We start from the raw sequence: 25,929 nt of genomic DNA on the forward strand, positions 1-25,929 counted from the left end.
CCCTAATGAACGCTAGCAGCCGTCATTTCTTCTGATGTATTGATTGCCGCAAACAACCTCGCTCTCAGGTCGGCTTCCGGCAGCTCATGAAAATCCTCGATAAAGCGCATCAGCACCGGCCAATCGCCGTCCACCGCTTTACCGATGTGAATTTTTGGAAAGATTTGTTCAGCATGGACTTCATTTTTGTTCAGTAATTCTTCATACATTTTTTCGCCCGGACGAATGCCTGTGAATTCGATCGGAATCTGCTCAGTCGTGTAGCCGGACAAATGAATGAGGTTTTTGGCTAGATCCACAATCTTTACGGGCTCTCCCATATCGAGAACGAAAATTTGACGCCCTTTCGCCAGTGCCCCAGCCTGAATCACAAGCCTTGATGCCTCGGGAATCGTCATGAAATAGCGGGTCATTGCCGGATGTGTTACTGTCACCGGGCCGCCTTTTTCAATCTGTTTTTTGAAAATCGGAATGACGCTGCCGCGGCTCCCGAGTACATTGCCGAAGCGAACAGCGACAAATTTGGTTCTGCTGACTTTCCCAAGATTCATAATAATCATCTCTGCGAATCGTTTTGTCGCCCCCATTACATTGGCTGGGTTCACCGCTTTGTCAGATGAAATCAGCACGAATGTCTCTGTTCCCGACATATCGGCTGCTTCCGCGACATTTTTTGTTCCGATAATATTGTTTTTGACCGCCTCTTCAGGGTTGTGTTCCATTAAAGGCACATGCTTATGGGCAGCTGCATGATAGACAACATGCGGCTCGTACTTTTTCATCAAGGTAAACATTTTATCGCGGTCCTGCACATCAGCGATTTCCGTATGGAACACAATGTGTTTGCCGAATCGTCCGTTCAGCTCTGTATAAATCGAATGAATGCTGTTTTCCCCATGGCCGAGCAGAATGATTTCCTTAGGCTGAAACGCGCTGATCTGACGGCAGATTTCTGAGCCGATTGATCCGCCCGCTCCCGTGACGAGAACTGTTTTTCCTTTGATGCGATTCGAAATTTCGCTAGTGTCGAGGGTTACCGGCTTTCTGCCGAGCAAATCCTCAGCTTTTACATCTCTGATTTGTCCGGCAGTTCGCGTGCCAAGCAGCATTTCATCAAAATGAGGCATAATTTTAATGCTTACTCCGGTTCGCACACATTCTTTATATAACACCTGAAGCTCATGGGTGCGGAGTGAAGGAATGGCAATAATAATATAATTAATTTTGAGCTTTTGCACCGCAGGCATGATACTTTCTTTTCCGCCGATTACGGGCAGCCCCATAATTTCTAATTTATGCTTCGTTTGGTCGTCATCAATAAAAGCGACCGGTATGATATCAGGTTCATCTTTCGAAAGCAGCTGCCTGACCATCAGAGTCCCACCTGAACCCGCCCCGATAATCAGCGCGCGGGACGAGGCGCAGCGTTTTTTTCTGATGCTTTCGTTTAATACTCTGGATAAAATACGGGTACCTCCAATAGACAAAAGCTGAAGCACCCAGCACGCGGTTAACAGACGGAAGAACATTGTATGATACACAGCATACTGAATGACGCCGGTCACAGCGGCGGAAAGCGTAATGCCCTTAAGCAGGACAATCAGCTCGCCGAGTCCGGTGTATGTCCACACCTGTTTATACTGATTGAACAGGAAAGCACACACATGATAGCTGAGGAGCAAGCTGACAGCGGTAAGCAGTAATGCTCCGGAGTCATAAAATTGATAGGAATCTTTTAAAAATTGATATCCTGCAATAACTGAATTTAAAACGAGGTAAGTATCCAGCGCAATAATCATTGACAGTCTTCTCCGGTAACTCAACCTTTTCCCCCCTAATTCTTTTATCGGTTTAGCTGCGGCGGTTTTCGTCTCTCCAAAAAATCGGCAGCAGCTAAACCGACAATACGTCCTATGTATATATCAGATAAGTGGGCATTTAACCCATCCTCACGCCCCGCCAGCGACGACCAGCATCTAAGGCAGCAACTTCAGCTGCCCACAGCAGAGCCGAGTGCCTCCATTGATACAGGTCAGGAGACATCACCTTTACAAAAACTAGTAGGAATAGTGTTCCGATTTTTTCATTTTCTTTTTGTTTAAAAGAGCGCCTAACAGCTTCGCATTGGATTGTTCCAGTGCATCCTTTGCTTTTAGAACGGTATCGGTTTTTGTTTTTCCGCTTAAAACGACGAGCACGCTGCCGTCTGTCTGATTTGCTAGAATCTGAGCATCCGCAACAGCCAAAAGCGGAGGGGAATCAAAGATGACGAGGCTGAATTGTTCATAGATCTCAGATATTAAATCTCCCATTGCTTTTGAAGACAGCAGTTCTGCCGGGTTTGGCGGGGTCGGCCCGCTTGTCAGTACATATAAGTTATCGATCGGCGTCTTTTGCACCGTCTCACTGAGTGAAGCATTGCCGACCAGCACATTTGTCAGCCCGGTTACATTATCAACCTGAAACGTCTGATTGATGGTCGGCTTTCTTAAATCGGCATCCACCAGCAGTACTTTCTTTTCCTGCTGCTGCGCAAAGACAGCCGCAAGATTCGCTGCACTGAACGATTTACCTTCACCAGGCACAGAGGAGGTGACGAGGATAGATCGCAAGTTGGTCTGGACAGATGAGAACTCAATGTTTGTCCGAATGGTGCGATATTGTTCCGCAACAACTGATTTATTGTGTAAAACAGATATTTGAGCCAAACCTCGCCTTGCTTTCTTTTTTCTAAAGATCACTCGCTTCACTCCCCGAAATGTTTTATCCCGCGATTCCGCCCTTTGTGGACATCAGGAACGGAGCCTAAGCATGGCAATCCGGTTCTCTCGCTGAGCTGCCGTGCGCTTTTGCACGTATCATCGAGAAAATGCAGAAAAAATGCCAGTGTAATGCCGCCCATGACAGCAGCGCCAAAAGCCATGACCATATTTCGCAGCCTGGCCGGCTTGATCATCGGGCTTTCAGAAGCCTTCGCCTCTGATAATATATGTACGCCTTGTACATTCATTCTTTCATCTACTTCTTTTTCAAACTTGTTCACTAATGTGTTCGCAATCTCAGCTGCTTTCGCCGGATCGTGATCCTGAACGGCAACGTTGATTATTTCTGATTCATTTTCACTGCTGGTAACCACTTTTCCTTTCAGCGAGGAAGCCGATTCAGATAGGTGCAATTCCGCCTTAACTTCTTCCATCAAGGCAGTGCTTTTCATAATCGATTGGAACGTGCTGCTATACTGAAGATTTCGCTGGATGTCACTGAGATTCGAGTTTTCTTCACCGTCTGATTCATGAACCAGCACCTGTGTCGACGCCTGGTAGGTCGGTGAAATGACCTTAAATTGCACAAAACCCATAATAAGGGTGACGCCGATTGTGATGAGCAGAATCAGCACGAATCTGTGTCTGACAATCGCATATAATTCTTTGAAACTCATATTCTCATTCATGTATTCATAGCCTTCAGCCTTCCCGCGGCTGGCTTCCCGCGCCCCTTTCTGTTAATGATTGGATTATAAAAGAAAACGTTATTATTTAAAAATTGCAAAATAAGCCAATAAGTTCTCTTTAGAGAACAAAATCATGATTTTCCTCTAATTTACTGCACTTCCCTTATTATTTTAAATTTTATAAAGAACGAAAAATTCCTTATAATGAACGAAATAATGACAGGAATAGAGGAGAATTTCATATTATGATTGGAAGAATTATCCGTTTGTACCGTAAAAGAAAAGGCTATTCTATTAATCAGCTGGCTGTTGAGTCAGGCGTATCCAAATCCTATTTAAGCAAGATTGAAAGAGGCGTTCACACGAATCCGTCCGTTCAATTTTTAAAAAAGGTTTCTGCCACACTGGAAGTTGAATTAACAGAATTATTTGACGCAGAAACAATGATGTATGAAAAAATCAGCGGCGGTGAAGAAGAATGGCGCGTACATTTAGTGCAAGCCGTACAAGCCGGGATGGAAAAGGAAGAATTGTTCACTTTTACGAACAGGCTGAAGAAAGAACAGCCTGAAACTGCCTCTTACCGCAACCGTAAACTGACGGAATCCAATATAGAAGAATGGAAAGCGCTGATGGCAGAAGCAAGAGAAATCGGCTTGACTGTCCATGAAGTCAAATCCTTTTTAAAAACAATGGGAAGATGATGATCGGTTAAGGGCTAACGTTCGCATCTATAGGGTAAATCTGTTTATAATGGGGGAAAAAGGGAGAGAACACAATGACTCATCAAATAGTAACGACTCAATACGGCAAAATAAAAGGCACAACGGAAAACGGCGTGCATAAGTGGAAAGGCATCCCCTATGCCAAGCCGCCTGTCGGACAATGGCGTTTTAAAGCACCTGAGCCGCCTGAAGTGTGGGAAGATGTCCTTGATGCCACAGCGTACGGCCCTGTTTGCCCGCAGCCGTCTGATTTGCTCTCACTGTCGTATGCCGAGCTGCCCCGCCAGTCCGAGGATTGCTTGTATGTCAATGTATTTGCGCCTGACACTCCAAGTCAAAACCTGCCTGTCATGGTGTGGATTCACGGAGGCGCTTTTTATCTTGGAGCGGGCAGTGAGCCATTATATGACGGATCAAAACTTGCGGCGCAGGGAGAGGTCATTGTCGTCACACTGAACTATCGGCTGGGGCCGTTTGGCTTTTTGCACTTGTCTTCATTTGATGAGGCGTATTCCGATAACCTTGGGCTTTTAGACCAAGCCGCCGCACTGAAATGGGTGCGAGAGAATATCTCAGCGTTTGGCGGTGACCCCAATAACATAACAGTATTTGGAGAATCCGCCGGCGGCATGAGCATTGCCGCGCTGCTCGCTATGCCTGCGGCAAAAGGCCTGTTCCAGAAAGCGATCATGGAAAGCGGCGCTTCTCGAACAATGACAAAAGAACAAGCGGCAAGCACTGCGGCTGCCTTTTTACAGGTCCTTGGGATTAATGAGAGCCAGCTGGACAGATTGCATACTGTAGCAGCGGAAGATTTGCTTAAAGCGGCCGATCAGCTTCGGATCGCAGAAAAAGAAAATATCTTTCAGCTGTTCTTCCAGCCCGCCCTTGATCCGAAAACGCTTCCTGCTGAACCAGAAAAAGCGATCGCAGAAGGGGCTGCTTCCGGCATTCCGCTATTAATCGGAACAACCCGTGATGAAGGATATTTATTTTTCACCCCGGATTCAGACGTTCATTCTCAGGAAACGCTTGATGCAGCGCTCGAGTATTTACTAGGGAACCCGCTGGCAGAGAAAGCTGCCGATTTGTATCCGCGTTCTTTGGAAAGCCAAATTCATATGATGACTGATTTATTATTTTGGCGCCCTGCTGTCGCCTATGCATCCGCACAGTCTCATTACGCCCCTGTCTGGATGTACCGGTTCGATTGGCACCCGGAGAAGCCGCCGTACAATAAAGCGTTTCACGCATTAGAGCTTCCTTTTGTCTTTGGAAATCTGGACGGATTAGAACGAATGGCAAAAGCGGAGGTTACGGATGAGGTGAAACAGCTTTCTCACTCGATACAAACAGCATGGATCACATTCGCCAAAACAGGAAACCCAAGCACCGAAGCTGTGAATTGGCCGGCGTATCAGGAAGAAACAAGAGAGACGCTGATTTTAGATTCAGAGATTACGATCGAAAACGATCCCGAATCTGAAAAAAGGCAGAAACTATTCCCTCCAAAAGGAGAATAAACATGGGGAAAACAGGATACATTGGTGCTGCCATTGTTGTGGCCGCTTGTATCATTATTTTATCGGCCGTGATATGTTTACGGGACACAGTCTATTACCAGCCTATGCGCTGGACTGGCATCATACTGTTTTTCACGGGAATTGTGATGGTTCCCGCATACTCAGCAAAAAGAAAACCCGGAAAAGAGAAGTAATTCTCTTTTCCGGGTTTTTATGTTTATTATAATTTTCCCGCGCGAATATCGTCTGTCATTCCCTCATAAGGAGCCTTCGAAATCACTTCTTCGTTGTCGACTCCTTCATTTTTCAGAAATGTAATTTCCGCAAATTCAGGTACAACGTATTTTGGATACGTTTCATATTTTTCGCGGGATTCTTCCATCAAATCAATGTGGTCATTTTGGTAGCAAACCGTAATTTCAGGATGTTCATGCACCCATTTCGGGAAGAAAATAATGCCGTGCATGCGTTTTTCATTTGGCATAAAGTTTAATGAAACATCCGTGCCAGTCGGCTCTGTCCAAGACACTTTATATACGCCTTCTGTCAGTTTGACAATATTCACTTCCTGATCCCGAACCCAGCGTCCGGCAACCATTCCGCTATGAATTCTATAATCAATTGTATGGTCATTTTTAATATAAATCTCGTATTCCCAGCCGTTTTCATACGTATAAATCATGTGGCTTCCGATAAAGTTTTCCATTTTTCACACTCTCCTTAGTCTTTTACTGCACTTCATAAATGTCTAGTCGAACGTAATCAGGGGTTCTTTCTGCGGAACCGATAAACAAGCGGTCATGGAGCCATTGATAGGCTTCACTGCCTGTTTCAAACGTCGGTACCGTACGGAAATAAACATGCTCAGGATCAATAATTTCCCCGGCTGCCGCTTGTTTTCGAAACGGCTCGCTGACTTGCCGTAGTCCATTGTTTTCAATGTAAATCAGTTCATGATCTGCTGTTTCAATCACATACCTGGCAGATAAATCGGTTCTGCCGTCAGCGCGAATCATTTGTGAATCGGCACCGCCCGGCAAAATACGTCCCTTTACTTCCCCGGTTATTGTTCCCGAACGAATCGGAATGAATCGTCTCAGTCCCAGGCCTGTCTCACCAATCGTGATAGGCGGATCAACCTTGATTTCTAAAGAGGCGAATGGTTTTAAAGCCGGCTTCTTCACGAGAACCACCTCACCTCCAGAAAAAAATCATGTAACTATTTACATGTTTACTTTAACACTATTGCAGTTAACTGTCAAACAATAGGAACATAAAAAAACAAGGACTGTTTGAAGACAGTCCTTGGCTGAAGCTAGCTTTGATAAGCAAGATATGTGCTGACAGTGCTTTTGGCAAGACAGGCAGAGGAATCTATCATCGGAATCTCACTTTGAATATGATTTAACAACGCATTTAAATCCGTGCAGGCTGAAATGATGATGTCTGCATGCTGACTGATTTCTTCATATAGCGTCTGCCACAATACTGGTGTATGCTGCATATGATTTGGCTGTTTGATTGCGGCGATTAGCTGGTTCACAGCCTGCTGCCAATGGTCCTTGTGAACAACTTCTTTTCCATTTTCCTTCAGAACTTTTTGGTAGATGGCGGATTGGATGGTTGGCTCTGTTCCTAAAACAACCGCTTTTTTTGCAGGCTGCGGAATCTCTTTTATCGTTTCCTCAACAATATGTAACATAGGAACCGACAGTGCCTGCTGAATCTCTTCATAGTAGACATGCGCCGTATTACAAGGCAGCGCAATGAAATCAACGCCTGTTTTCTCGAGCTTTACCGCCCCGTCGATAATCGCTTTTTTCATCTCAGCATGGTCAATTGGACGATCTGCATAGAAGGGCGTCGGGCATGAATAGATCATCATGTGCGGGTAGTCAATATCGTTTGAAGCCCCATACAGCTTCTGACAGTAATCAATCACCTTATCAATAAACGGCGAGGTCGATTTCGGCCCCATTCCGGCTAATATTCCGATCATCAAATTCATTCCTTTCTAATTCGTACGGACTGCTTCTTCCTCTGAGCCATCCTCATAGAGGATAAAGCTTTTCGCAGCATCCTCACCTAACGTAAACTCGACTTCAACAGACAATGATCGCAGAAAGAAACGTGTTTCCGAGAAAGGAAATAACTCCAGTCTCAGCTGTCCGGTGATCTCCAAATAAAGCCGTTCATTCTCGGCTGTCACCTGTGCAGCCGTCCCATCCTGCAACAGGTAGCTGCCAACATAGCGGCTGTATATCGCCGTATCAATAGCTTTTTTCTTTTTATCAGCAGGACGTTCCGGGACCTCATATGGCTGGCCAAATAGAATATGTTCCGCCGCCTTCAGAATCGCTTGTTCATATTCAGTATCCTCTTCCTTATTACTCAAATAAATCAGCGTTTTACGATGATCGATATATCGGATCATCATCGTCGAATAGCCGGGCCATCCTCCGCTGTGGCTGACAATCCGCCCTTTTTCAGGACTGTTTTGCAGTACCCAGCCAAAGCCATAATCAATTGTTTCTCCATTGTTGAGGCGCACTGGAGAAAACGCAGATTCCTTAGAAGCCTTGCTGATTAAATCGTCCTGATATAAAGCCTGATCAAATCGAAACAAATCGCTTGTGACAGAGTTCACAGTCCCGTCTCCCTGTATGCCATCGAGATACACAACATAGTCCGTTTCCTCTAAATCATCAGGGAGGACGTATGTTTCGGAGTGTACATCATACACATATCCATATGCATAATGATCTATTCGCTCAGGCGAAAGCCTCCTGTTATACACTCTTGTTTCATTCATGCCGATTGGTGAAAAAATACTTGTTTTCATAAAATCCGCATAGCTCATGCCAGATGCTTTTTCAATGATAACCGCCAGCAGCACATACCCCGTATTGCTGTACATCCAGCCTTCATTCGGCTCAAAATAACCGGGCAGCCCCTCATTCATCAGCATATCGACAATATCCTGATTCACCGCAATCTTGTGTGAATCCCAATTGGCAAAAAACCATCCCATATAATCAGGAAGCCCTGACGTATGGTTCAATAAATGCCGAATCGTTACGCCCTGATACGGAAAACCGGGCAGCCAGCGATCCACTTTATCCTCATAGCCAAGAATCCCCTTCTCCTCCAGCAAGATGATTCCCAATGCTGTAAAAGGCTTTGACAAAGACGCTAACTCAAACAAAGAGTTGGTTTTCAACGGGCGTTTTTCCGTCATTTCCGCATAGCCAAAAGAGTGGTGATATAAAATATCGCCACCCTCCGCAGCCAGAACCGTCCCGTTAAACTGATGTTTTTCGCCTAATGTCTCAAATAACGTCTGAAGATTCTTTCTTTTATTCTGCTTCATTCCTCCACCTCCCATATCTCTGTACGTAACTAACCTACTAACGTTTCAAATATTTTGAAAACAATAAAAAAAGCCGATTAATCCTCAAATAGGAAAAATCAACTTTAATATAGCGGTATTAGATCTGCATGAATCAAAAAATCCTCTTTTATGAAGTCGGAGAAGGAACTCTAGCGGCTGCAAAATGGGTTCTCGCAGTCGCTTGAATGACTCCTGCGGCAGTACTCCTCATTGCAACTGTCACCGTATCTCCGGCGTTTAACTGAAGAATTTCCGTAATGGCTACGACAGCGGGGAGATTCCCTGCTTGAAATTGGTTATTTCCGCCGCCTACCACATCTTGATTCACGAGAAATACGACTTCTAAGTTGAAGCCAACATTCGCATTCGCTTGAAATTCAACTGATGCATTAAGAGAATACACGCCTGCTGTTCTCGGGGAAAATATAGATGTGCCGGGGTTATATTCATTCGCCAAATCAAATTGCACATTTTGAAAAAGGACTCCGCTAGCTGCATTTGCAGCCACTGACAGATTCGCATTGCTGGTAGCTCGGAAAGCAGAAATAGGCTGGTTACTATTTGCCGTAATTGGTGCGAAGAGCTGGTTTTGTTGAGCTGGCGGGGTATTTCCATTTCTGCCTTGCATGACACTTGGTGATAAAAGAGGTTCCGGTCGATCGTTCCTCATAATCCATTTAGTTGGCCGTGGCGGCATAACTTTTTCCTCCTTATAAGCCTTAAGCTTCTATCTTTTTTTGCTAGTTAATACATTATTATATTGATCGTTACAGACATTGAAACGGTATCTGCCCGGACTGTACTCAAAAATAGAAATAACAGCAGCATGTTCCCAAAACGAATTACTGCTTTTTAATCCAAGAGGCATGCTTCACCAAGCATCAGCTAATCTTATATGAAAAACCTCAGTTAGAGATCCTTTTTAATCGATCAATAGAAAAATGAGATATTGTCATATTTTCTGAATTATGATGAAAAAGGCAACTTTATGCCCATGCAACAGAAGCTATAAAAAATACAGAGAATGAAAAGAAACAGATAGATTTTTTAGTTCTTTAGGCCCGTAGTCCACAAATCCTTTTATGATTTACTATCAAACAAAAGAGGAAAATAGACCAGTTGCAATCCAAACGAGAGTCTAATAGAATGAGGTCGAAAAGTAAATCGCGCGGGTTTGTTACTGATAAAGCAGGCAAGACCTAAAATGTGTAAAGGGCAAAGTGTATACTTTGGCGCCACCCCTTACATATTTTAGGTCTTTTTTTATTGTGCGTAACTAACTTGCCATCTTCAAACAGGAGGGCTGGAAGAAGCAGACCGCTAACACAGTACATAAAAAAGGAGACATGAACGATGAACATCAAAAAGTTTGCAAAACAAGCAACAGTATTAACCTTTACTACCGCACTGCTGGCAGGAGGCGCTACTCAAGCGTTTGCGAAAGAAACGAACCAAAAACCATATAAGGAAACATACGGCATTTCCCATATTACACGCCATGATATGCTGCAAATCCCTGAACAGCAAAAAAATGAAAAATATCAAGTACCTGAATTCGATCCGTCCACAATTAAAAATATCTCTTCTGCAAAAGGCCTGGACGTTTGGGACAGCTGGCCATTACAAAACGCTGACGGCACTGTCGCAAACTATCACGGCTACCACATCGTCTTTGCATTAGCCGGAGATCCTAAAAACGCGGATGACACATCGATTTACATGTTCTATCAAAAAGTCGGCGAAACTTCTATTGACAGCTGGAAAAACGCTGGCCGCGTCTTCAAAGACAGCGACAAATTCGATGCAAATGATTCAATCCTGAAAGACCAAACACAAGAATGGTCTGGCTCAGCGACATTCACATCTGACGGTCACATCCGTTTATTCTACACTGATTTCTCCGGTAAACATTACGGCAAACAAACACTGACAACTGCACAGGTTAACGTATCAGCATCAGACAGCTCTTTGAACATCAACGGTGTAGAGGATTATAAATCAATCTTTGACGGTGACGGCAAAACGTATCAAAATGTACAGCAGTTCATCGATGAAGGCAACTACAGCTCAGGCGACAACCATACGCTGAGAGATCCTCACTACGTAGAAGATAAAGGCCACAAATACTTAGTATTTGAAGCAAACACTGGAACTGAAGATGGCTACCAAGGCGAAGAATCTTTATTTAACAAAGCATACTATGGCAAAAGCACATCGTTCTTCCGTCAAGAAAGTCAAAAACTTCTGCAAAGCGATAAAAAACGCACGGCTGAGTTAGCAAACGGCGCCCTCGGCATGATCGAGCTAAACGATGACTACACACTGAAAAAAGTGATGAAACCGCTGATTGCATCTAACACAGTAACAGATGAAATTGAACGCGCGAACGTCTTTAAAATGAACGGCAAATGGTATCTGTTCACTGACTCCCGCGGGTCAAAAATGACGATTGACGGCATCACGTCTAACGATATTTACATGCTTGGCTATGTTTCTAATTCTTTAACTGGCCCATACAAGCCGCTGAACAAAACTGGCCTTGTATTAAAAATGGATCTTGATCCTAACGATGTAACCTTTACTTACTCACACTTCGCTGTACCTCAAGCGAAAGGAAACAATGTCGTGATTACAAGCTATATGACAAACAGAGGATTCTACGCAGACAAACAATCAACGTTTGCGCCAAGCTTCCTGCTGAACATCAAAGGCAAGAAAACATCTGTTGTCAAAGACAGCATCCTTGAACAAGGACAATTAACAGTTAACAAATAAAAACGCAAAAGAAAATGCCGATATCCTATTGGCATTTTCTTTTATTTCTTATCAACATAAAGGTGAACCCCATATGAACTATATAAAAGCAGGCAAATGGCTAACCGTATTCCTAACCTTTTTAGGAATATTGCTGTTTATCGACTTATTTCCAAAAGAAGGACATGACCAAAAAACAAAATCAAAACAGAAGCCGGACTACCGGGCGGCATATCATTTTACGACGCCGGATAAATGGAAAAATGACCCTCAAAAACCGATCTATTTTGATGGCAAGTATCATTATTTCTATCTATATAACCGGGATTACCCAAAAGGCAACGGCACAGAATGGCGCCATGCCGTCTCAGAGGATTTGGTGCACTGGACCGATGAAGGCGTGGCGATTCCGAAATATACGAACCCGGACGGTGATATTTGGACCGGTTCCGTCGTGGTGGATAAAGAGAACACAGCGGGCTTCGGGAAAAATGCGCTTGTCGCGATTGTGACACAGCCCTCAGCCAAAGACAAAAAACAGGAGCAATATTTGTGGTACAGCACAGACAAAGGAAAATCATTCAAATTCTACAGTGGCAACCCCGTTATGCCTAATCCGGGCACAGACGATTTCAGAGACCCGAAAGTGATATGGGATGACCAAGATAACAAATGGGTCATGGTTATGGCTGAAGGATCAAAAATCGGCTTTTATGAATCCGATAATCTTAAGGACTGGCATTACACAAGCGGATTCTTCCCAGAACAGGCGGGAATGGTGGAATGTCCCGACCTCTACATGATGCGGGCAAGCGACGGAACGAATAAGTGGGTTCTCGGCGCCAGCGCGAATGGCAAACCGTGGGGCAAACCAAATACGTACGCCTACTGGACCGGAAGCTTCGACGGAAAAGAATTCAAAGCGGATCAGACTGAAGCCCAATGGCTTGACTATGGCTTCGACTGGTATGGCGGTGTGACGTTCGAAGACAGCAAAAGCACAGATCCATTAGAAAAACGGTATGCGCTTGCCTGGATGAACAATTGGGATTATGCCAACAACACCCCGACAATGAAGAACGGCTTTAACGGCACAGATTCTGTCATACGCGAACTCCGGCTGAAGGAGCAGGATGGAACATACAGCCTCGTCTCACAGCCGATTGAAGCTTTGGAGCAGCTGACTGTTTCAACTGACGAAATAGAGGATCAGGATGTGAACGGATCAAAAACATTGTCGATGACAGGTGATACGTACCAGCTTGATATGGATCTTTCTTGGTCAGAGCTAAAAAATGCAGGCGTCAGGCTCAGAGAATCAGAAGACCAAAAACGCCATATTGATGTCGGCATTTTCGCCGAAGGCGGCTATGCATATGTCAATAGAGCAGCCACAAATCAGCCTGACAAAAGCAATACCTTTGTCGAAAGCAAAGCACCTTACGATGTAAGCAAACATGAAGCACATGTAAAAATTCTCGTCGATAAGACAACGATAGAAGTATTTGTAGGCGACGGGAAAACCGTTTTTTCAAATGAAGTCTTCCCAAAGCCTGAAGATAAAGGAATTACCCTTTTTTCTGACGGCGGCACAGCCTCCTTCAAAAATATAACAGTGAAACACTTTGATTCGATTCATGAATAAAAACAGGGGCAGCGCAGGCTGCCCTGTTTTTTTATTAGGAGCGGTATTCTCTGTTACATATTGGGCATTGTAAGAAATATAAGGCTGGTTTCAAAGGAGGAAGCGAATGTCTAAACAAGGAAATTTTCAAAAATCAATGTCGCTGTTTGATCTGATTTTGATTGGGATGGGAGCCATCTTTGGATCAGCGTGGCTGTTCGCTGTCAGTAATGTCGCTTCAAAAGCAGGGCCCTCCGGCGCTTTTTCCTGGATCCTCGGAGGAGCCATTATTTTGTTAATCGGGCTCGTATACGCAGAGCTCGGAGCCGCTCTGCCCCGTACCGGAGGCATCATTCGATACCCCGTTTATTCACATGGCCACCTTGTCGGCTACTTAATTTCGTTTGTCACGATTGTCGCTTATACAAGCTTGATTTCAATTGAAGTGACCGCTGTGCGCCAGTATGTGGCCTATTGGTTTCCCGGCCTGACCATTAAAGGGTCTGATTCGCCGACCATTTCCGGCTGGATCTTGCAGTTTGCCCTATTATGCTTGTTTTTCCTGCTGAATTATTGGAGCGTCAAAACCTTCGCTAAGGCGAATTTCATCATATCGATTTTTAAATATATTGTGCCGATTACCATCATTATTGTGCTGATCTTTCATTTTCAGCCGGAGAATTTATCCGTTCAAGGATTTGCACCGTTTGGATTTACAGGTATTCAGGCTGCCATCTCGACAGGCGGCGTCATGTTTGCGTATCTCGGCCTGCACCCGATTGTATCAGTAGCAGGTGAAGTCCAAAATCCAAAACGCAATATCCCGATCGCTTTAATCATTTGCATCATCGTTTCTACCATCATTTATACTGTTTTGCAGGTCACCTTTATTGGTGCAATCCCGACAGAAACACTGAAACATGGCTGGCCGGCAATTGGCCGGGAGTTCTCATTGCCGTTTAAGGATATTGCGGTCATGCTCGGGTTAGGCTGGCTTGCAACGCTTGTCATTTTAGACGCCATTTTGTCTCCCGGAGGAAACGGGAATATCTTTATGAATACGACATCCCGCCTTGTTTACGCCTGGGCGCGTAACGGCACATTATTTGGCATATTCTCAAAGGTCAATAAAGATACGGGGACACCCCGCGCTTCACTTTGGCTTTCGTTTGCCCTGTCCATTTTCTGGACACTTCCCTTTCCTTCGTGGAACGCGCTCGTCAATGTCTGTTCAGTCGCGCTCATTCTTTCATATGCGATTGCACCCATTTCTTCAGCTGCGCTGAGGGTCAACGCGAAGGACTTAAACAGGCCGTTTTATTTAAAGGGAATGAGCATTATCGGGCCGCTTTCCTTTATATTTACAGCGTTTATCGTGTACTGGTCAGGATGGAAAACAGTCTCCTGGCTGCTCGGTTCACAGCTCGTGATGTTTTTGATCTATCTCTGTTTCAGCAAATATACGCCTAAAGAAGATGTCAGCCTCGCTCAGCAGCTGAAATCAGCCTGGTGGCTTATCGGGTTTTATATTATGATGCTGATCTTTTCCTACATCGGTTCTTTCGGACATGGTTTAGGGATTATCAGCAATCCCGTCGATCTCATTTTAGTCGCGATCGGCTCACTTGCGATTTATTACTGGGCAAAGTATACCGGGCTCCCAAAAGCCGCCATTGATTACGATAAATAAAGAAGCAAGAGGTTTCTTGCTTCTTTATTCTTTACAAACATACATACACGCGATAAAATGAATGAGAGTCAGTCATTATTGGAGGTGTTCCTCATGCCAAAACAAACATCAGGCAAATATGAAAAAATTCTGCAGGCTGCCATAGAAGTCATTTCTGAAAAAGGCCTCGACAAGGCTTCTATTTCTGATATTGTCAAAAAGGCCGGCACTGCCCAAGGAACATTCTATTTGTATTTCTCATCTAAAAATGCCCTCATACCGGCCATTGCAGAAAATCTTCTCACCCATACACTTGATCAAATCAAAAGTAGGCTGCATGGGGACGAGGATTTTTGGACCGTTTTAGATATATTAATTGATGAGACTTTTCTCATTACAGAACGCCATAAGGATATTATTGTCCTCTGTTATTCCGGGCTTGCGATCGACCACTCCATGGAAAAATGGGAGACGATCTATCAACCTTATTACTCCTGGCTTGAAACAATTATCAACAAGGCCATTGCAAACCATGAGGTAACGGAAGGAATCAATTCAAAATGGACGGCCAGAACAATTATCAACTTGGTCGAGAACACTGCGGAACGATTCTATATCGGATTTGAACAAGATGAAAATGTTGAAGTGTATAAAAAGGAAATTTTTACTTTCTTAAAACGGAGCTTAGGCACTGCTTAAAAAATGACTGGGTAACACCGCTCATTTTTTAATGTTCTAAAAATGACTGACGTTCATTCATAAAATAGAGAGGTGTTTCATTTGAATTGGGTTCTTGTTTTTATTGCAGGGCTTTTAGAAGTTGTTTGGGCCTCTTCCCTCAAACATGCTGATTCGCTTTTGGATTGGATCATCATTTTTATCTTAATCGCGGTCAGCTTTATCCTGTTGATCCGCTCTTATCAAAAAATCCCGATGGCCGCGGCGTACACTGTGTTTGTGGGAATCGGAACCGTCGGAACATATCTGACTGGAATTGTTCTGGGCGAATCCTTCTCAGCAGCCCAAATGTTCTTTTTAGCTTTATTGCTGGCTGGCATTTTAGGAATGAAATTATTTACGAAAGAAAGCAAATCTCAGCCGGGAGGTGAACAATAATGGCATGGTTTTTATTAGTGATTGCCGGCATAGAAGAAATTATAGCTGCCATTGCCATGAAATATATAGACGGAACAAGAAAAAAATGGCCGATCATTGTGATGACTGTTGGATTCGGCTTATCCTTTTACTGCCTTTCCCAAGCAATGATGGTCCTGCCTGCCGGAGTCGCTTATGCCGTCTGGACTGGCATTGGAAGCATTGGCGTTTCGGCGGTCGGGCTCATCTGGTTTAAGGAGCGGTTTCAGCTTTCACAGGTGATTTCACTTTGCCTTATTCTAGCCGGCGTCATCGGCCTGCGTCTTACGTCATCTTCATAAAATAAAGGCATATACAGCTGTATATGCCTTTGCCATTAAGCTTCGTGATGTTTTTGAAGATGAAGCGGCGGCGGGATGAGCCAGCCTTTGTTTTTTAGCAGCCTTAAGTATTTTGCGCCGGTTGCCGCTTTCGACATATGAAATTGCCCAAACATCATCGCAATATCCTCACGAATCGATTGCCCCATCATTTTGCTGCATGTCACAAGACCTGCAGCATTTGCTGCTGCCGCGGAGGCCGCCACATCCGGATCGAGAAACCGTGCGCCAGGCGGAATATCGTTAAGATCTGCTGTCGGCGGTTCAGGAGAAGCCGGCGGCAGCGCCACCCCGTTTTCTTTCAGGATCGTGCTGACCTGTTTGATTTCATCTTGGCATTTTTCAATAGACTCACGAAGCAGCTTCTTCAGGTCGTCATCACCGACATGATTCAATAGCATTTGGTAATTGCCGACCATTTTATTGCCCGCCATCACATAACTCCACAAGCCGAATACCTCACCATAATGCATCGGTTCATCCTGCGGATTTCCGCTTAAAATACCCATGTTCATCCTCCTCGCAAATTCATATCGCATACATTCCATAACGTGCCCGGTAGGAGGAAAATTTATGTTTCAGCAAGAAAAAGATTTATGAAACAAAACAAAAAAGACAAGAGCGGCAAATCGCCAAACCCTTGTCTTTCCTGTTGTTCTATTGGACGCGCTCGGAGGGATTCGAACCCCCGACAGACGTGGTACCGGAAACCACCGCTCTATCCAACTGAGCTACGAGCGCAGAATGACTGCGTTATGAGAACGTCAGCACAACTTATTATACGATAATTCCATTCAAATAACAACCCTCTATTTCGAGAGGCCGTTTTTTAAATAGACAAAGCATCTTAATTGGCAATCTGACATACGATGGTTTGAACCCCTGTATTTTTGGGGAAAATGGGAAAAAGAGACGACTTTGCATATCAAGCCAGCTTTTTGTTTGACCTTTATTGACCAAAAATGTATCATGTAACTACATACTTACCTAAAAGGTGAAGGAGGAGCATTATGAATTTAATACCTACAGTCATTGAACAAACGAACCGCGGGGAAAGAGCGTATGACATTTATTCTCGTCTATTAAAGGATCGTATCATCATGCTTGGATCTGCGATTGATGACAACGTTGCGAACTCCATCGTGTCACAGCTTTTATTCTTAGCAGCAGAAGATCCTGAAAAAGAAATTTCTCTTTACATCAACAGCCCGGGCGGCTCTATTACAGCCGGTATGGCGATCTATGATACCATGCAGTTTATTAAGCCGAAGGTATCTACAATTTGTATCGGCATGGCTGCGTCAATGGGCGCGTTCCTGCTTGCAGCCGGCGAAAAAGGCAAACGCTATGCGCTTCCAAACAGTGAAGTCATGATTCACCAGCCACTTGGCGGTGCGCAAGGTCAGGCGACAGAAATTGAAATTGCCGCGAAACGCATTCTCTTGCTTCGCGACAAATTAAACAAAGTCCTTGCTGAACGTACTGGCCAGCCGCTTGAAGTGATCGAACGCGACACAGACCGTGATAACTTCAAGTCTGCTGAAGAAGCGCTTGAATACGGCCTGATTGACAAAATTTTGACTCACACAGAAGACAAAAAGTAATAACACAACCTGCAAGAGCTGCGTCTCTTGCAGGTTTTTTTCATTTCAAGGAATTGACTCCCTTAAACACTTTTTATTCTATACTGCTCCCATTCCTCATGTAACAGCTCAAGCGTCAAATCATTCGTCTGCCTCACAACCAAATCAGCACCAAGCATCGGCTGTCCTTGACCGACACCAACCGCAAACATCCCCGCAGATTTGATTGCAGAAATGCCTGCTTCTGCGTCTTCTATTGCCGCGCAATCAGCAGGGGAAACATCGAGCATCGCTGCAGCTGTTAAAAAGATGTCAGGATCAGGCTTCCCCTTCGCAAGAGCCGTCGGATCAACAATGGCATCAAAATCATCGATAATTGCCAATCGTCTTAAAATCTCGGGGGCATTGCGACTTGAAGATGCTAACCCGATTTTTATATTTTCGTTTTTCAATTGACATAGGAGCCTGCCAATCCCCGGCAAAAGATCTTCCGGCGTCAATTTGCTGATCAACGTTTGATAATCGTGATTTTTCTGATGCATAAGTTCTTGTTTCTCCGCATTTGTATACTTTGTTTCCGCACCGCCAGAGATCAATATGCTTTCAAGTGACTCTTCTCTGCTGATTCCTTTTAGCCTTTCATTCATGTCTCTGTCAAAGGGGATATTGATTTGTTCTGCGATGTGCTTCCAAGCGAGAAAATGATATTCAGCCGTATCTGTTATCACTCCGTCTAAATCAAAAATGACCGCTTTCATATACTAATGACCATCACAGCTTCATAAGGTTTGAGGCTAATACTCTTTAAGTCAGCCCGCTCCTGCGGATAGTTTGAAATCAGCACTTTCCAACGCTCATGAATCAGTTCTGGAGGCGCTTCGAACAGAGCCTTTTCTTCCGATAAATTCACAACGACAAGAAGCTTTTCCCCTCGATATTCTCGGAGGTAAGAAAAGACCTGCGGATCATTCTCCTGCAACAGCTGATAATCGCCATATATCATAATCTTATATTGCTTTCGTAATTGAATGAGCTTCTGATAGTAAAAGAAAATCGAATCTTGATCTTCCAAGGACTCTTTCACATTGATATCTTGATAGCGGGAATTTACCGGTATCCATGGGTCTCCGGCTGTGAATCCCGCATGTTTTCCGGCATCCCACTGCATAGGTGTTCTCGCATGATCCCTTCCTTTTATCATCACGGCTTTGACAAACTCTTTTTCTGACATCGTTTTGTTTTCGACGACTAGTTCACGATATGCATTCTTTATTTCAAGATCATCATACATCTCCAGCGGCATATCGCTGTTGACCATGCCGATTTCTTCTCCCTGGTAAATAAACGGCGTTCCTTTCATGCCGTGCAAAACCGTTGCAAATGCCTTCGCACATTCCTTACGCAGTTTCCTGTCATTGCCCCAGCGGGAAATAACCCTCGGCTGATCATGGTTCTCAAAATAAAGGGTATTCCAGCCGACATTCATTAACCCGGTCTGCCACCTTGTCATCGTCTTTTTTAAAGCAATCAAATCAAACGGCTTGATCTGCCATTTCCCATTTGGCGAGTTTTGTTCTGTATCAATATCCATATGTTCAAATGTAAAGATCATATTCAGCTCTTGCCTGCTTGCATCTGTGTACTTTTTCGCCTCTTCAATATCAGAGCCGTTTGCCTCTCCGACTGTCATGCAGTCGTAATGAGAAAGCACTTCCCTGTTCATCTCTTGAATAAACTCATGAAGACGTGGGCCGTTAGAGTGATAACGGCCGACAATATAGCTGCGGCTATGATCCGTTTCGTAGTCCGGAAAATCGGTGTATTTAGAAATAGAGCCGATCACATCCATCCGCCAGCCGTCAACGCCTCTATCCATCCAGAATCTCATTACATCATAAACTTCCCGGCGAACGGCTTCGTTTTCCCAATTTAAATCAGGCTGTTTTTTCGAAAAGTAGTGCAAATAATACTGCCCTGTTCCTTCATCGTATGTCCACGCTGAGCCTGAAAAGATCGATCCCCAATTATTCGGCTCTGAGCCGTCCGGTTTAGGATCTTTCCAAAAATAATAATCCCGGTAAGGATTGTCCTTCGACTTGCGGCTTTCAGCAAACCAAGCATGCTCATCTGATGTGTGGTTCACGACCAAATCCATGACGATTTTCATTCCGCGTTTATGGACTTCATCAATCAGCTGAAACATATCTTCATTTGTCCCAAACTTTTCATACATGTTTTTGTAATCGCTGATATCATATCCGTTGTCATCCTGCGGGGAATCAAATACCGGGGAGAGCCAGATGACATCCGCCCCGAGATTTTTGATGTAATCCAGCTTTTGAATCACACCTTGCAAATCCCCGAATCCATCTCCATTGGCATCATAAAAACTGCGCGGGTAAATTTGATAAACGACAGCTTCTTTCCACCATTCACTCATTAGGCGTTCTCCTTTCACATCGTCCCTGTAGGACAACTGGTTCCTCATAAACGTTCATGTGCAGCGGCTCGCCTTTTACAAGCTCAAAAATAACGCGCTTTTCGTCAACCGTCACATTGATTAATCGATTTCGATAATTGATGTTGAATGAATATTCGTCCCATTCTTTCGGCAAAAACGGAGCAAATGACAGCGTCTCATTCGCGGTGCGCATGCCTGCAAAGCCATGAACGATTGCCAGCCAGCTACCCGTCATTGAAGTAATATGCAAGCCTTCTTCCGTATCATGATTGTAATTATCAAGATCAAGCCTTGCTGTGCGCTTATATAATTCGAGCGCTTTCTTTTCCAGCTTGAGTTCGGCTGCGAGAATCGCATGGACAGAGGGCGATAGGCTTGATTCATGAACAGTCATCGGCTCATAAAATTCAAAATTTCGCCGTTTTTCTTCTATTGTAAAACGGTCATTAAAAAGATAAATGCCTTGGAGAACATCTGCCTGCTTAATAAAATTGGAGCGGAGAATCTTGTCCCATGACCAATTCTGATAAAGAGGCCGCTCCGCTGGATCTAATTCGTCAACTGCTTGCAGGTCTTTGTCCAAGAACGTGTCATGCTGAACGAAAATTTGCAGTTCTTCACTAAATGGATAGTACATGTGCTGGATGATTTCTCTCCAGACTTTCAATTCTACTTCCTGCACATCCAGAAGGCGGCGTTTCTCCGCTGAGATACTTTCGAGACTTTGTAGAGTATACTCCAACGTCCAAGCCGCAATGACATTCGTATACCAATTGTTGTTAACGTTGTTTTCGTATTCATTCGGCCCTGTGACGCCATGGATCATATACTTATTTTTTCGTTTCGAGAAGTGAACACGGTCGGCCCAAAATCTGCTGACTGCCACAAGAACGTCTATCCCGTATTCTTCCATATAGTTACGGTCGCCTGTATAATTGATATAATTGTAGATCGCATAACAGATCGCGCCATTGCGGTGAATTTCTTCAAAGGTGATTTCCCATTCGTTGTGGCATTCATCACCGGTGAACGTCACCATCGGATAAAGTGCCCCCTTCATCCCCAATTTTGCCGCGTTGCGTTTAGCAGCCTCCAACTGATGATAGCGATACAAAAGCAGGTTTTTCGTCACCTCCGGCTCGGCTGTCGCCAAATACATCGGAACGGCGTACGCCTCAGTATCCCAATATGCTGCACCTCCATATTTCTCGCCAGTAAATCCTTTCGGCCCGATATTCAAACGGGCATCGCCCCCGTAATACGTCGAGAATAACTGAAAGATATTGTAGCGGATTCCTTGTTGTAGCTCCTCATCTCCTTTAATCTCAATGTCCGCTTTTGCCCATCTTTCCTTCCATCGATCAGTGTGCCTCCGTTTTGCATCTTCATAGCCGTTCTCTACCACTTCCGCCAAAAGCTCCTTGGCTTTCAAAAAAAGCTCTTCCTCCCGAAAATCACGGGAAGTCGTGACAATCACAAACTTTTTCAATGATGCCTTCGTTTGGTAGCTGTAACGATTCTCAACAAACATTTCAGTCGTTTTAAAGCTTTCATGGACAAAACCTTCTGTCACGTTTGCCATTGCGGTTAAAATCGTGAAGCGCGGTGTTCCAAATGGATTTTCGATCGTTTTTGCTGCTAAATGGCCGCTGTGAGAATCAGCACCTTTCGCTTCCTCCTGCCAAAACTGTTCTTGGTAGTTAGAATCTTCATTTGCCACATTTCCATCCAGGTAAGGAACAAGCGTAATGACAGCATCTCCCGTCAGGCACTCCGCTTCATAATGAATCGCACAGAGTTCTTTTACGGCAAGGCTAAGAAACCGCTCTGACCTGATTCTGACGGATTTATCCTGAATGCGGACAACAGCGCTTCGACGCAGAATCCCCTCTTTCATATTGAGTTCTACCTCAAATGATTCGATTGGGTTTTGATGGAGATCGATTTTTTCACCGTCAACATATAAGCCTATGCCCATAAAGTTCATCGCATTGATCACTTTTCCGAAATATTCTGGATACCCGTTTTTCCACCAGCCTACTCGCGTTTTGTCGGGGAACCACACGCCTGCAATATATGTGCCTTGGTGACTGTCGCCTGAATAGCCTTCTTCAAAATTCCCTCTGACCCCCATATAACCATTGGCAAGAGACGTCAGGCTTTCCAGCAGCCGTGTATGCTCCTTATTAAATGTATTTGTTTTGATTTTCCATTCATCAATCTCAAATAACCGCTGATTTATCATCATTTCCTCCCGAATGTAAGTTTCCATTATCACGGCGGATTTTGGTCAAATATCTAAATGCAAAAGAGATCATCAAAGTAACGCCACACGAATGGATCATCAATACAGTAATCAAATCAAAATGAACCATGCCGATAGCAGCTGCCGCAAATGCCGGCAGTGCTGATGCGCAAATCGCTATAGAGGCCGCTTCCTTGAATGATGCAATAGAGACCATGTTTGATATTTTTGTGATCCAGAGGCCTCCGGCAAGAACAAACGTTAACAAAAGCTGGATCATAGAAACCACCGTATATGCCAGCATCATGGTCATCGGCTTATACTGTGCCAACCATAATGTATCGATCAAAACCTCTACATCATGGACGTTTGGTTTCTCGAGCTTAACGTCCATTTTCGCATAGCCAACAGAAAACCCCGTTTCGTTTTGATCGGTGATCACCAGTTGATCAGGTTGAAATATGATGGCGTTTTCAAATCCAGTTACTTTCAATCGCCCATTTTCACCGCTTGTCTCATATTCATGCTTCATATCGACTGCCATCACATTCTGCCCATCTTCAACCCTCTCAGAGCTCTTCCCGCCTGTTAGTTTTCCGTTCCTGATTTGAAACCCCTGTAATTGATCAGCAAATTGATCATTAACTCCTTGAACCGCTGACGGCATAAAAGATGCAACGCTGAAGCGATCCATTTTCACAAACGAAACCGTTAACGGCGCCATTAAGCAGGCCGTTAAAAACATAAAGAGAAAAGAGAGCTGCATCCAGCTGAAGGTATTCCCGTAGCGGCAAACACCTGATGGAGATGCAGCCGCTTTCAGGCAGCGGATGATAAAGCTTTTATTCTCCAGATTCTTCATTGAATTACCCCTTTGTTCCGCCGGCTGTCAAACCGGACACAAAGTTCTTTTGGAGAAAAAAGAATAGAACGCATATCGGCAGTGCGGCAAGGATGGCACCAGCCGCAAATAGAGCTACTTTTTGCTGCTGCGGATTAGAAATAAAGGATTGTAATCCTACAGCAATGGTCAGCCTTTCCGGTGAGCGAAGCAAAAACTTCGCCAGCAAATAGTCGCCAAACGGTGCCATAAACGCCCAAAGCGCTTGTACCGCGAGCATTGGCTTAACAAGCGGCAGAACAATTGAAGCGAAAATCCTCAGATGTCCCGCTCCGTCAATTCGCGCGGCTTCATCAATTTCTCTCGGCACAGTATCAAAATAACCTTTCATCAGCCACGTGTTCATCGGAATTCCGCCGCCGATATAGATCGCTGTTAAAAACCAGTATTGATCGAGTGCGCCTATTAGCATCGCCAAGACATAAAAAGCAGTCAGCGCCGCCATTGTCGGCACCATTTGAATGATTAAAAAGAATACCAGGCTCTTTTTTCTGCCTGCAAACCGATAGCGGCTGTACGAGTATCCGGCAAGTGTCACGATTGTAACCTGCAAAACCATGACCGATAGCGCGATGACAAGTGTATTGCTGTACCAATTGAGATAAAGCGTCTCGTCAAATAGCCGCTTAAAATGACCCAATGTCCAAGAACCCGAAAAATCGAGCTGAAAAGCCGCCGAATTCCCCACACGGAATGCTGATGATGCCGTAATCAGCAACGGATATATAATGACAATACTTAAAAGCGTCAAAAAGAAATACGTACAGATTTTATTAAGCATTCTGGCAGTGCTCGCGTTCACCTACATAACCTCCTCATTCCCAAAAGCATTCGATTTTTTGAAAGCAATCAGTGAAATTCCAATGACAATGAAAGAAATTAACAGTGTCACAGCCGCCGCAACGGAATATTGGGGTGATGTGCCTGTTGTCAGTTTATAAATCCACGAAATTAAGATATCGGTCGATCCGGCCCCGGCTCCCACACTGCCTGGCCCTCCCTCATTAAATAAATAGATGATCGAGAAATTATTGAAATTAAACGTATACTGAGTAATCATCACGGGTGCTGTGGCAAATAAAATCATAGGGAATGTAATATGCCGAAAACGCTGAATAAAAGTGGCCCCGTCAATCTTTGCCGCTTCATACAATTCACCTGGAATCGCCTGAAGCACTCCCGTTACCATGACATAAATATATGGAAAGCCAAGCCACGTCTGAATCATAATGAGGGCTGTCTTTGTCCAGAAAGGATCAGTCTTCCACGCGATCGCAGGCAGCTCAACAAACGGCAGGTGATTGAATAGTGGAATCACCTGTGCATTCACCGCTCCTATGCTGTCGTTAAACATGTTGGAAAAACTCATGATTGTAATAAACGCCGGAACAGCCCATGGAAATAAGAAAATCATTCGAAATATCCGCTTGCCTTTTATAAAACCCTGATTGACGAAAAGGGCCGTCACAATACCTAAAATGATTTGCAGCGTTGTTGCACAGATTGTCCAGATAACCGTCCAGCCCAGTACATTCACAAATGTTTCACGATAGGAGCCAAGGAAAAAAATATTTAAGAAATTTTTAAACCCGACCCAGTCAATCAGACGATTAGGCGGAATATGATAAAAATCATAGTTTGTACATGCAACAAACAGAGTCACCAAAACCGGAAAAATAATCACAAACACCATCATGATATATGCCGGAAGTGTAAATAGATATGGAAACCCTTTATCGCCCGCATGACAGATCATATCCTTGGCTGTTGTATTGACTTCCAAACCCGCCGCTTTCATTGCGGCGGTCTTACGCGAATCATGAATATTAAAGATATAGAACATGAGGAAAATCATTGTCACGATCAATTGCAGCGTGCCTTCAATCAGCATAAACAGCGAGTGATCTTCACCGGGAACACTTCCCAATGTCATCAATCCGGTTAGCGCCTGTATACCGAAAACGCATAATTCAAAAGCAAACAAGCCTGTGATGGCAAGAAATAAGAGCCCCTTTGACAATTGCTGATTCGCAATCTGCCCAAGTCCTGGAATGATCGATAAAAGCCCTGCCTTTCGTTTTTGCTTTGCAAGTGTGTGATGTTTATTCATTTTTTTCCGCCCTCTAT

The 25,929-nt window shown here is 44.3% G+C and carries 25 protein-coding genes and 1 tRNA gene; 10 read left to right on the forward strand and 16 right to left on the reverse strand.

What is annotated here, in order from left to right; all coding sequences use genetic code 11:
* Positions 1 to 2: 2 nt before the first annotated feature.
* The 3 genes from NYE49_RS17595 to NYE49_RS17605 all read right to left on the reverse strand — a co-directional run bounded on the left by NYE49_RS17595 (position 3) and on the right by NYE49_RS17605 (position 3,451).
* Entirely contained in the window at positions 3 to 1,823 is a 1,821-nt protein-coding gene (locus NYE49_RS17595) for a nucleoside-diphosphate sugar epimerase/dehydratase (protein ID WP_174616672.1), read from the reverse strand.
* Positions 1,824 to 2,057: 234 nt separating this feature from the next.
* The gene (gene epsB, locus NYE49_RS17600; RefSeq protein WP_003228249.1) at positions 2,058 to 2,741 is read right to left on the reverse strand and encodes a protein tyrosine kinase EpsB; all 684 of its coding nucleotides are present in this window, start codon (positions 2,739 to 2,741) and stop codon (positions 2,058 to 2,060) included.
* Positions 2,742 to 2,746: 5 nt separating this feature from the next.
* Positions 2,747 to 3,451 (reverse strand): YveK family protein, encoded by a 705-nt coding sequence (locus NYE49_RS17605; protein WP_003228247.1) that lies wholly within the window; start codon positions 3,449 to 3,451, stop codon positions 2,747 to 2,749.
* Positions 3,452 to 3,696: 245 nt separating this feature from the next.
* Here NYE49_RS17605 and slrR point away from each other — a divergent pair, with 245 nt between their 5' ends.
* The 3 genes from slrR (at position 3,697) to NYE49_RS17620 (ending at position 5,893) form a co-directional block, all read left to right on the forward strand.
* A complete protein-coding gene (slrR, locus tag NYE49_RS17610; RefSeq protein ID WP_003228245.1) occupies positions 3,697 to 4,155 on the forward strand; it encodes a transcriptional regulator SlrR in 459 nt (152 codons plus the stop codon).
* A 74-nt stretch (positions 4,156 to 4,229) separates the two neighbouring features.
* Positions 4,230 to 5,699 carry a para-nitrobenzyl esterase gene (gene pnbA / locus NYE49_RS17615; RefSeq protein ID WP_047183228.1) on the forward strand — a complete coding sequence of 490 codons (1,470 nt, stop codon included), beginning with the start codon at positions 4,230 to 4,232 and terminating at the stop codon, positions 5,697 to 5,699.
* A gap of 2 nt (positions 5,700 to 5,701) precedes the next feature.
* Positions 5,702 to 5,893 carry a hypothetical protein gene (locus NYE49_RS17620; RefSeq protein WP_047183229.1) on the forward strand — a complete coding sequence of 64 codons (192 nt, stop codon included), beginning with the start codon at positions 5,702 to 5,704 and terminating at the stop codon, positions 5,891 to 5,893.
* A gap of 26 nt (positions 5,894 to 5,919) precedes the next feature.
* Here NYE49_RS17620 and padC read toward each other — a convergent pair whose 3' ends face one another.
* The 5 genes from padC to NYE49_RS17645 form a co-directional block, all read right to left on the reverse strand.
* The gene (gene padC, locus NYE49_RS17625) at positions 5,920 to 6,405 is read right to left on the reverse strand and encodes a phenolic acid decarboxylase (RefSeq protein WP_015384708.1); all 486 of its coding nucleotides are present in this window, start codon (positions 6,403 to 6,405) and stop codon (positions 5,920 to 5,922) included.
* 22 nt (positions 6,406 to 6,427) lie between these two features.
* Positions 6,428 to 6,883: a DUF3237 domain-containing protein gene (locus NYE49_RS17630; RefSeq protein ID WP_047183587.1), complete on the reverse strand. Its 456-nt coding sequence runs from the start codon at positions 6,881 to 6,883 to the stop codon at positions 6,428 to 6,430.
* A 131-nt stretch (positions 6,884 to 7,014) separates the two neighbouring features.
* Positions 7,015 to 7,698 (reverse strand): broad specificity amino-acid racemase RacX, encoded by a 684-nt coding sequence (gene racX, locus NYE49_RS17635; RefSeq protein WP_015483727.1) that lies wholly within the window; start codon positions 7,696 to 7,698, stop codon positions 7,015 to 7,017.
* Positions 7,699 to 7,713: 15 nt separating this feature from the next.
* Positions 7,714 to 9,069: a serine hydrolase gene (locus NYE49_RS17640; RefSeq protein ID WP_047183230.1), complete on the reverse strand. Its 1,356-nt coding sequence runs from the start codon at positions 9,067 to 9,069 to the stop codon at positions 7,714 to 7,716.
* A 148-nt stretch (positions 9,070 to 9,217) separates the two neighbouring features.
* Entirely contained in the window at positions 9,218 to 9,787 is a 570-nt protein-coding gene (locus NYE49_RS17645) for a hypothetical protein (RefSeq protein WP_047183231.1), read from the reverse strand.
* Positions 9,788 to 10,443: 656 nt separating this feature from the next.
* On the opposite strand from NYE49_RS17645, the gene sacB reads away from it, so the two are divergent.
* The 6 genes from sacB (at position 10,444) to NYE49_RS17675 (ending at position 16,573) form a co-directional block, all read left to right on the forward strand.
* Positions 10,444 to 11,865 (forward strand): levansucrase, encoded by a 1,422-nt coding sequence (gene sacB, locus NYE49_RS17650; protein ID WP_046340268.1) that lies wholly within the window; start codon positions 10,444 to 10,446, stop codon positions 11,863 to 11,865.
* A gap of 73 nt (positions 11,866 to 11,938) precedes the next feature.
* Complete coding sequence (gene levB, locus NYE49_RS17655; RefSeq protein ID WP_047183232.1) at positions 11,939 to 13,489, forward strand: 2,6-beta-fructan 6-levanbiohydrolase; 1,551 nt, start codon at positions 11,939 to 11,941, stop codon at positions 13,487 to 13,489.
* 106 nt (positions 13,490 to 13,595) lie between these two features.
* Positions 13,596 to 15,158 (forward strand): aspartate/proton symporter AspP, encoded by a 1,563-nt coding sequence (gene aspP, locus NYE49_RS17660; protein WP_003228228.1) that lies wholly within the window; start codon positions 13,596 to 13,598, stop codon positions 15,156 to 15,158.
* 93 nt (positions 15,159 to 15,251) lie between these two features.
* Positions 15,252 to 15,836, forward strand: a complete 585-nt coding sequence (locus NYE49_RS17665; protein ID WP_047183233.1) for a TetR family transcriptional regulator — start codon at positions 15,252 to 15,254, stop codon at positions 15,834 to 15,836.
* 81 nt (positions 15,837 to 15,917) lie between these two features.
* Positions 15,918 to 16,253 carry an SMR family transporter gene (locus tag NYE49_RS17670; RefSeq protein WP_014480966.1) on the forward strand — a complete coding sequence of 112 codons (336 nt, stop codon included), beginning with the start codon at positions 15,918 to 15,920 and terminating at the stop codon, positions 16,251 to 16,253.
* Positions 16,253 to 16,573, forward strand: coding sequence for a QacE family quaternary ammonium compound efflux SMR transporter (locus NYE49_RS17675; RefSeq protein ID WP_021480661.1), 321 nt, complete (start codon positions 16,253 to 16,255; stop codon positions 16,571 to 16,573). The genes NYE49_RS17670 and NYE49_RS17675 overlap by 1 nt, the downstream gene beginning before the upstream one ends.
* A gap of 35 nt (positions 16,574 to 16,608) precedes the next feature.
* Here the strand turns inward: NYE49_RS17675 and NYE49_RS17680 are convergent, their stop codons facing one another.
* Both NYE49_RS17680 and NYE49_RS17685 read right to left on the reverse strand, forming a co-directional pair.
* Positions 16,609 to 17,121: a DUF3231 family protein gene (locus NYE49_RS17680; protein WP_015384719.1), complete on the reverse strand. Its 513-nt coding sequence runs from the start codon at positions 17,119 to 17,121 to the stop codon at positions 16,609 to 16,611.
* 156 nt (positions 17,122 to 17,277) lie between these two features.
* Positions 17,278 to 17,353 (reverse strand) — tRNA-Arg (locus tag NYE49_RS17685).
* Between the two features lie 269 nt (positions 17,354 to 17,622).
* Between NYE49_RS17685 and clpP the strand changes: the two genes are divergently transcribed.
* Positions 17,623 to 18,216 (forward strand): ATP-dependent Clp endopeptidase proteolytic subunit ClpP, encoded by a 594-nt coding sequence (clpP, locus tag NYE49_RS17690; protein ID WP_003228214.1) that lies wholly within the window; start codon positions 17,623 to 17,625, stop codon positions 18,214 to 18,216.
* Positions 18,217 to 18,278: 62 nt separating this feature from the next.
* On the opposite strand, the gene pgmB is transcribed toward clpP, so the two are convergent.
* The 6 genes from pgmB to mdxF are packed head-to-tail and all read right to left on the reverse strand — an operon-like array spanning position 18,279 to position 25,912.
* Positions 18,279 to 18,953: a beta-phosphoglucomutase gene (pgmB, locus tag NYE49_RS17695; protein WP_047183234.1), complete on the reverse strand. Its 675-nt coding sequence runs from the start codon at positions 18,951 to 18,953 to the stop codon at positions 18,279 to 18,281.
* On the reverse strand, positions 18,950 to 20,635 hold the full coding sequence (gene malL / locus NYE49_RS17700) for an oligo-1,6-glucosidase (RefSeq protein ID WP_015483736.1): 1,686 nt from the start codon (positions 20,633 to 20,635) through the stop codon (positions 18,950 to 18,952). Before malL ends, pgmB begins: the two co-directional genes overlap by 4 nt.
* Positions 20,628 to 22,901 (reverse strand): maltose phosphorylase, encoded by a 2,274-nt coding sequence (gene mdxK / locus NYE49_RS17705; protein WP_047183236.1) that lies wholly within the window; start codon positions 22,899 to 22,901, stop codon positions 20,628 to 20,630. Before mdxK ends, malL begins: the two co-directional genes overlap by 8 nt.
* Entirely contained in the window at positions 22,879 to 23,763 is an 885-nt protein-coding gene (locus tag NYE49_RS17710) for a DUF1189 domain-containing protein (protein WP_047183237.1), read from the reverse strand. The genes mdxK and NYE49_RS17710 overlap by 23 nt, the downstream gene beginning before the upstream one ends.
* A 4-nt stretch (positions 23,764 to 23,767) precedes the next feature.
* Positions 23,768 to 24,604: a maltodextrin ABC transporter permease MdxG gene (gene mdxG / locus NYE49_RS17715; RefSeq protein WP_015384725.1), complete on the reverse strand. Its 837-nt coding sequence runs from the start codon at positions 24,602 to 24,604 to the stop codon at positions 23,768 to 23,770.
* The gene (mdxF, locus tag NYE49_RS17720) at positions 24,605 to 25,912 is read right to left on the reverse strand and encodes a maltodextrin ABC transporter permease MdxF (protein WP_047183238.1); all 1,308 of its coding nucleotides are present in this window, start codon (positions 25,910 to 25,912) and stop codon (positions 24,605 to 24,607) included.
* Between the last annotated feature and the right edge of the window lie 17 nt (positions 25,913 to 25,929).

The sequence above is a fragment of the Bacillus sp. FSL L8-0358 genome (assembly GCF_038593095.1).
In the GTDB taxonomy this organism is placed as follows: Bacteria; Bacillota; Bacilli; order Bacillales; family Bacillaceae; genus Bacillus; species Bacillus subtilis.

Bases quoted from the DNA above. Each gene is read 5' to 3' on its own strand.
- NYE49_RS17605 (WP_003228247.1), bottom strand. From the start codon at position 3,451: ATGAATGAGAATATGAGTTTCAAAGAATTATATGCGATTGTCAGACAC.
- slrR (WP_003228245.1), top strand. From the start codon at position 3,697: ATGATTGGAAGAATTATCCGTTTGTACCGTAAAAGAAAAGGCTATTCT.
- pnbA (WP_047183228.1), top strand. From the start codon at position 4,230: ATGACTCATCAAATAGTAACGACTCAATACGGCAAAATAAAAGGCACA.
- NYE49_RS17620 (WP_047183229.1), top strand. From the start codon at position 5,702: ATGGGGAAAACAGGATACATTGGTGCTGCCATTGTTGTGGCCGCTTGT.
- padC (WP_015384708.1), bottom strand. From the start codon at position 6,405: ATGGAAAACTTTATCGGAAGCCACATGATTTATACGTATGAAAACGGC.
- racX (WP_015483727.1), bottom strand. From the start codon at position 7,698: ATGATCGGAATATTAGCCGGAATGGGGCCGAAATCGACCTCGCCGTTT.
- NYE49_RS17640 (WP_047183230.1), bottom strand. From the start codon at position 9,069: ATGAAGCAGAATAAAAGAAAGAATCTTCAGACGTTATTTGAGACATTA.
- NYE49_RS17645 (WP_047183231.1), bottom strand. From the start codon at position 9,787: ATGCCGCCACGGCCAACTAAATGGATTATGAGGAACGATCGACCGGAA.
- sacB (WP_046340268.1), top strand. From the start codon at position 10,444: ATGAACATCAAAAAGTTTGCAAAACAAGCAACAGTATTAACCTTTACT.
- levB (WP_047183232.1), top strand. From the start codon at position 11,939: ATGAACTATATAAAAGCAGGCAAATGGCTAACCGTATTCCTAACCTTT.
- aspP (WP_003228228.1), top strand. From the start codon at position 13,596: ATGTCTAAACAAGGAAATTTTCAAAAATCAATGTCGCTGTTTGATCTG.
- NYE49_RS17665 (WP_047183233.1), top strand. From the start codon at position 15,252: ATGCCAAAACAAACATCAGGCAAATATGAAAAAATTCTGCAGGCTGCC.
- NYE49_RS17675 (WP_021480661.1), top strand. From the start codon at position 16,253: ATGGCATGGTTTTTATTAGTGATTGCCGGCATAGAAGAAATTATAGCT.
- NYE49_RS17680 (WP_015384719.1), bottom strand. From the start codon at position 17,121: ATGGGTATTTTAAGCGGAAATCCGCAGGATGAACCGATGCATTATGGT.
- clpP (WP_003228214.1), top strand. From the start codon at position 17,623: ATGAATTTAATACCTACAGTCATTGAACAAACGAACCGCGGGGAAAGA.
- pgmB (WP_047183234.1), bottom strand. From the start codon at position 18,953: ATGAAAGCGGTCATTTTTGATTTAGACGGAGTGATAACAGATACGGCT.
- malL (WP_015483736.1), bottom strand. From the start codon at position 20,635: ATGAGTGAATGGTGGAAAGAAGCTGTCGTTTATCAAATTTACCCGCGC.
- mdxK (WP_047183236.1), bottom strand. From the start codon at position 22,901: ATGATAAATCAGCGGTTATTTGAGATTGATGAATGGAAAATCAAAACA.
- NYE49_RS17710 (WP_047183237.1), bottom strand. From the start codon at position 23,763: ATGAAGAATCTGGAGAATAAAAGCTTTATCATCCGCTGCCTGAAAGCG.
- mdxF (WP_047183238.1), bottom strand. From the start codon at position 25,912: ATGAATAAACATCACACACTTGCAAAGCAAAAACGAAAGGCAGGGCTT.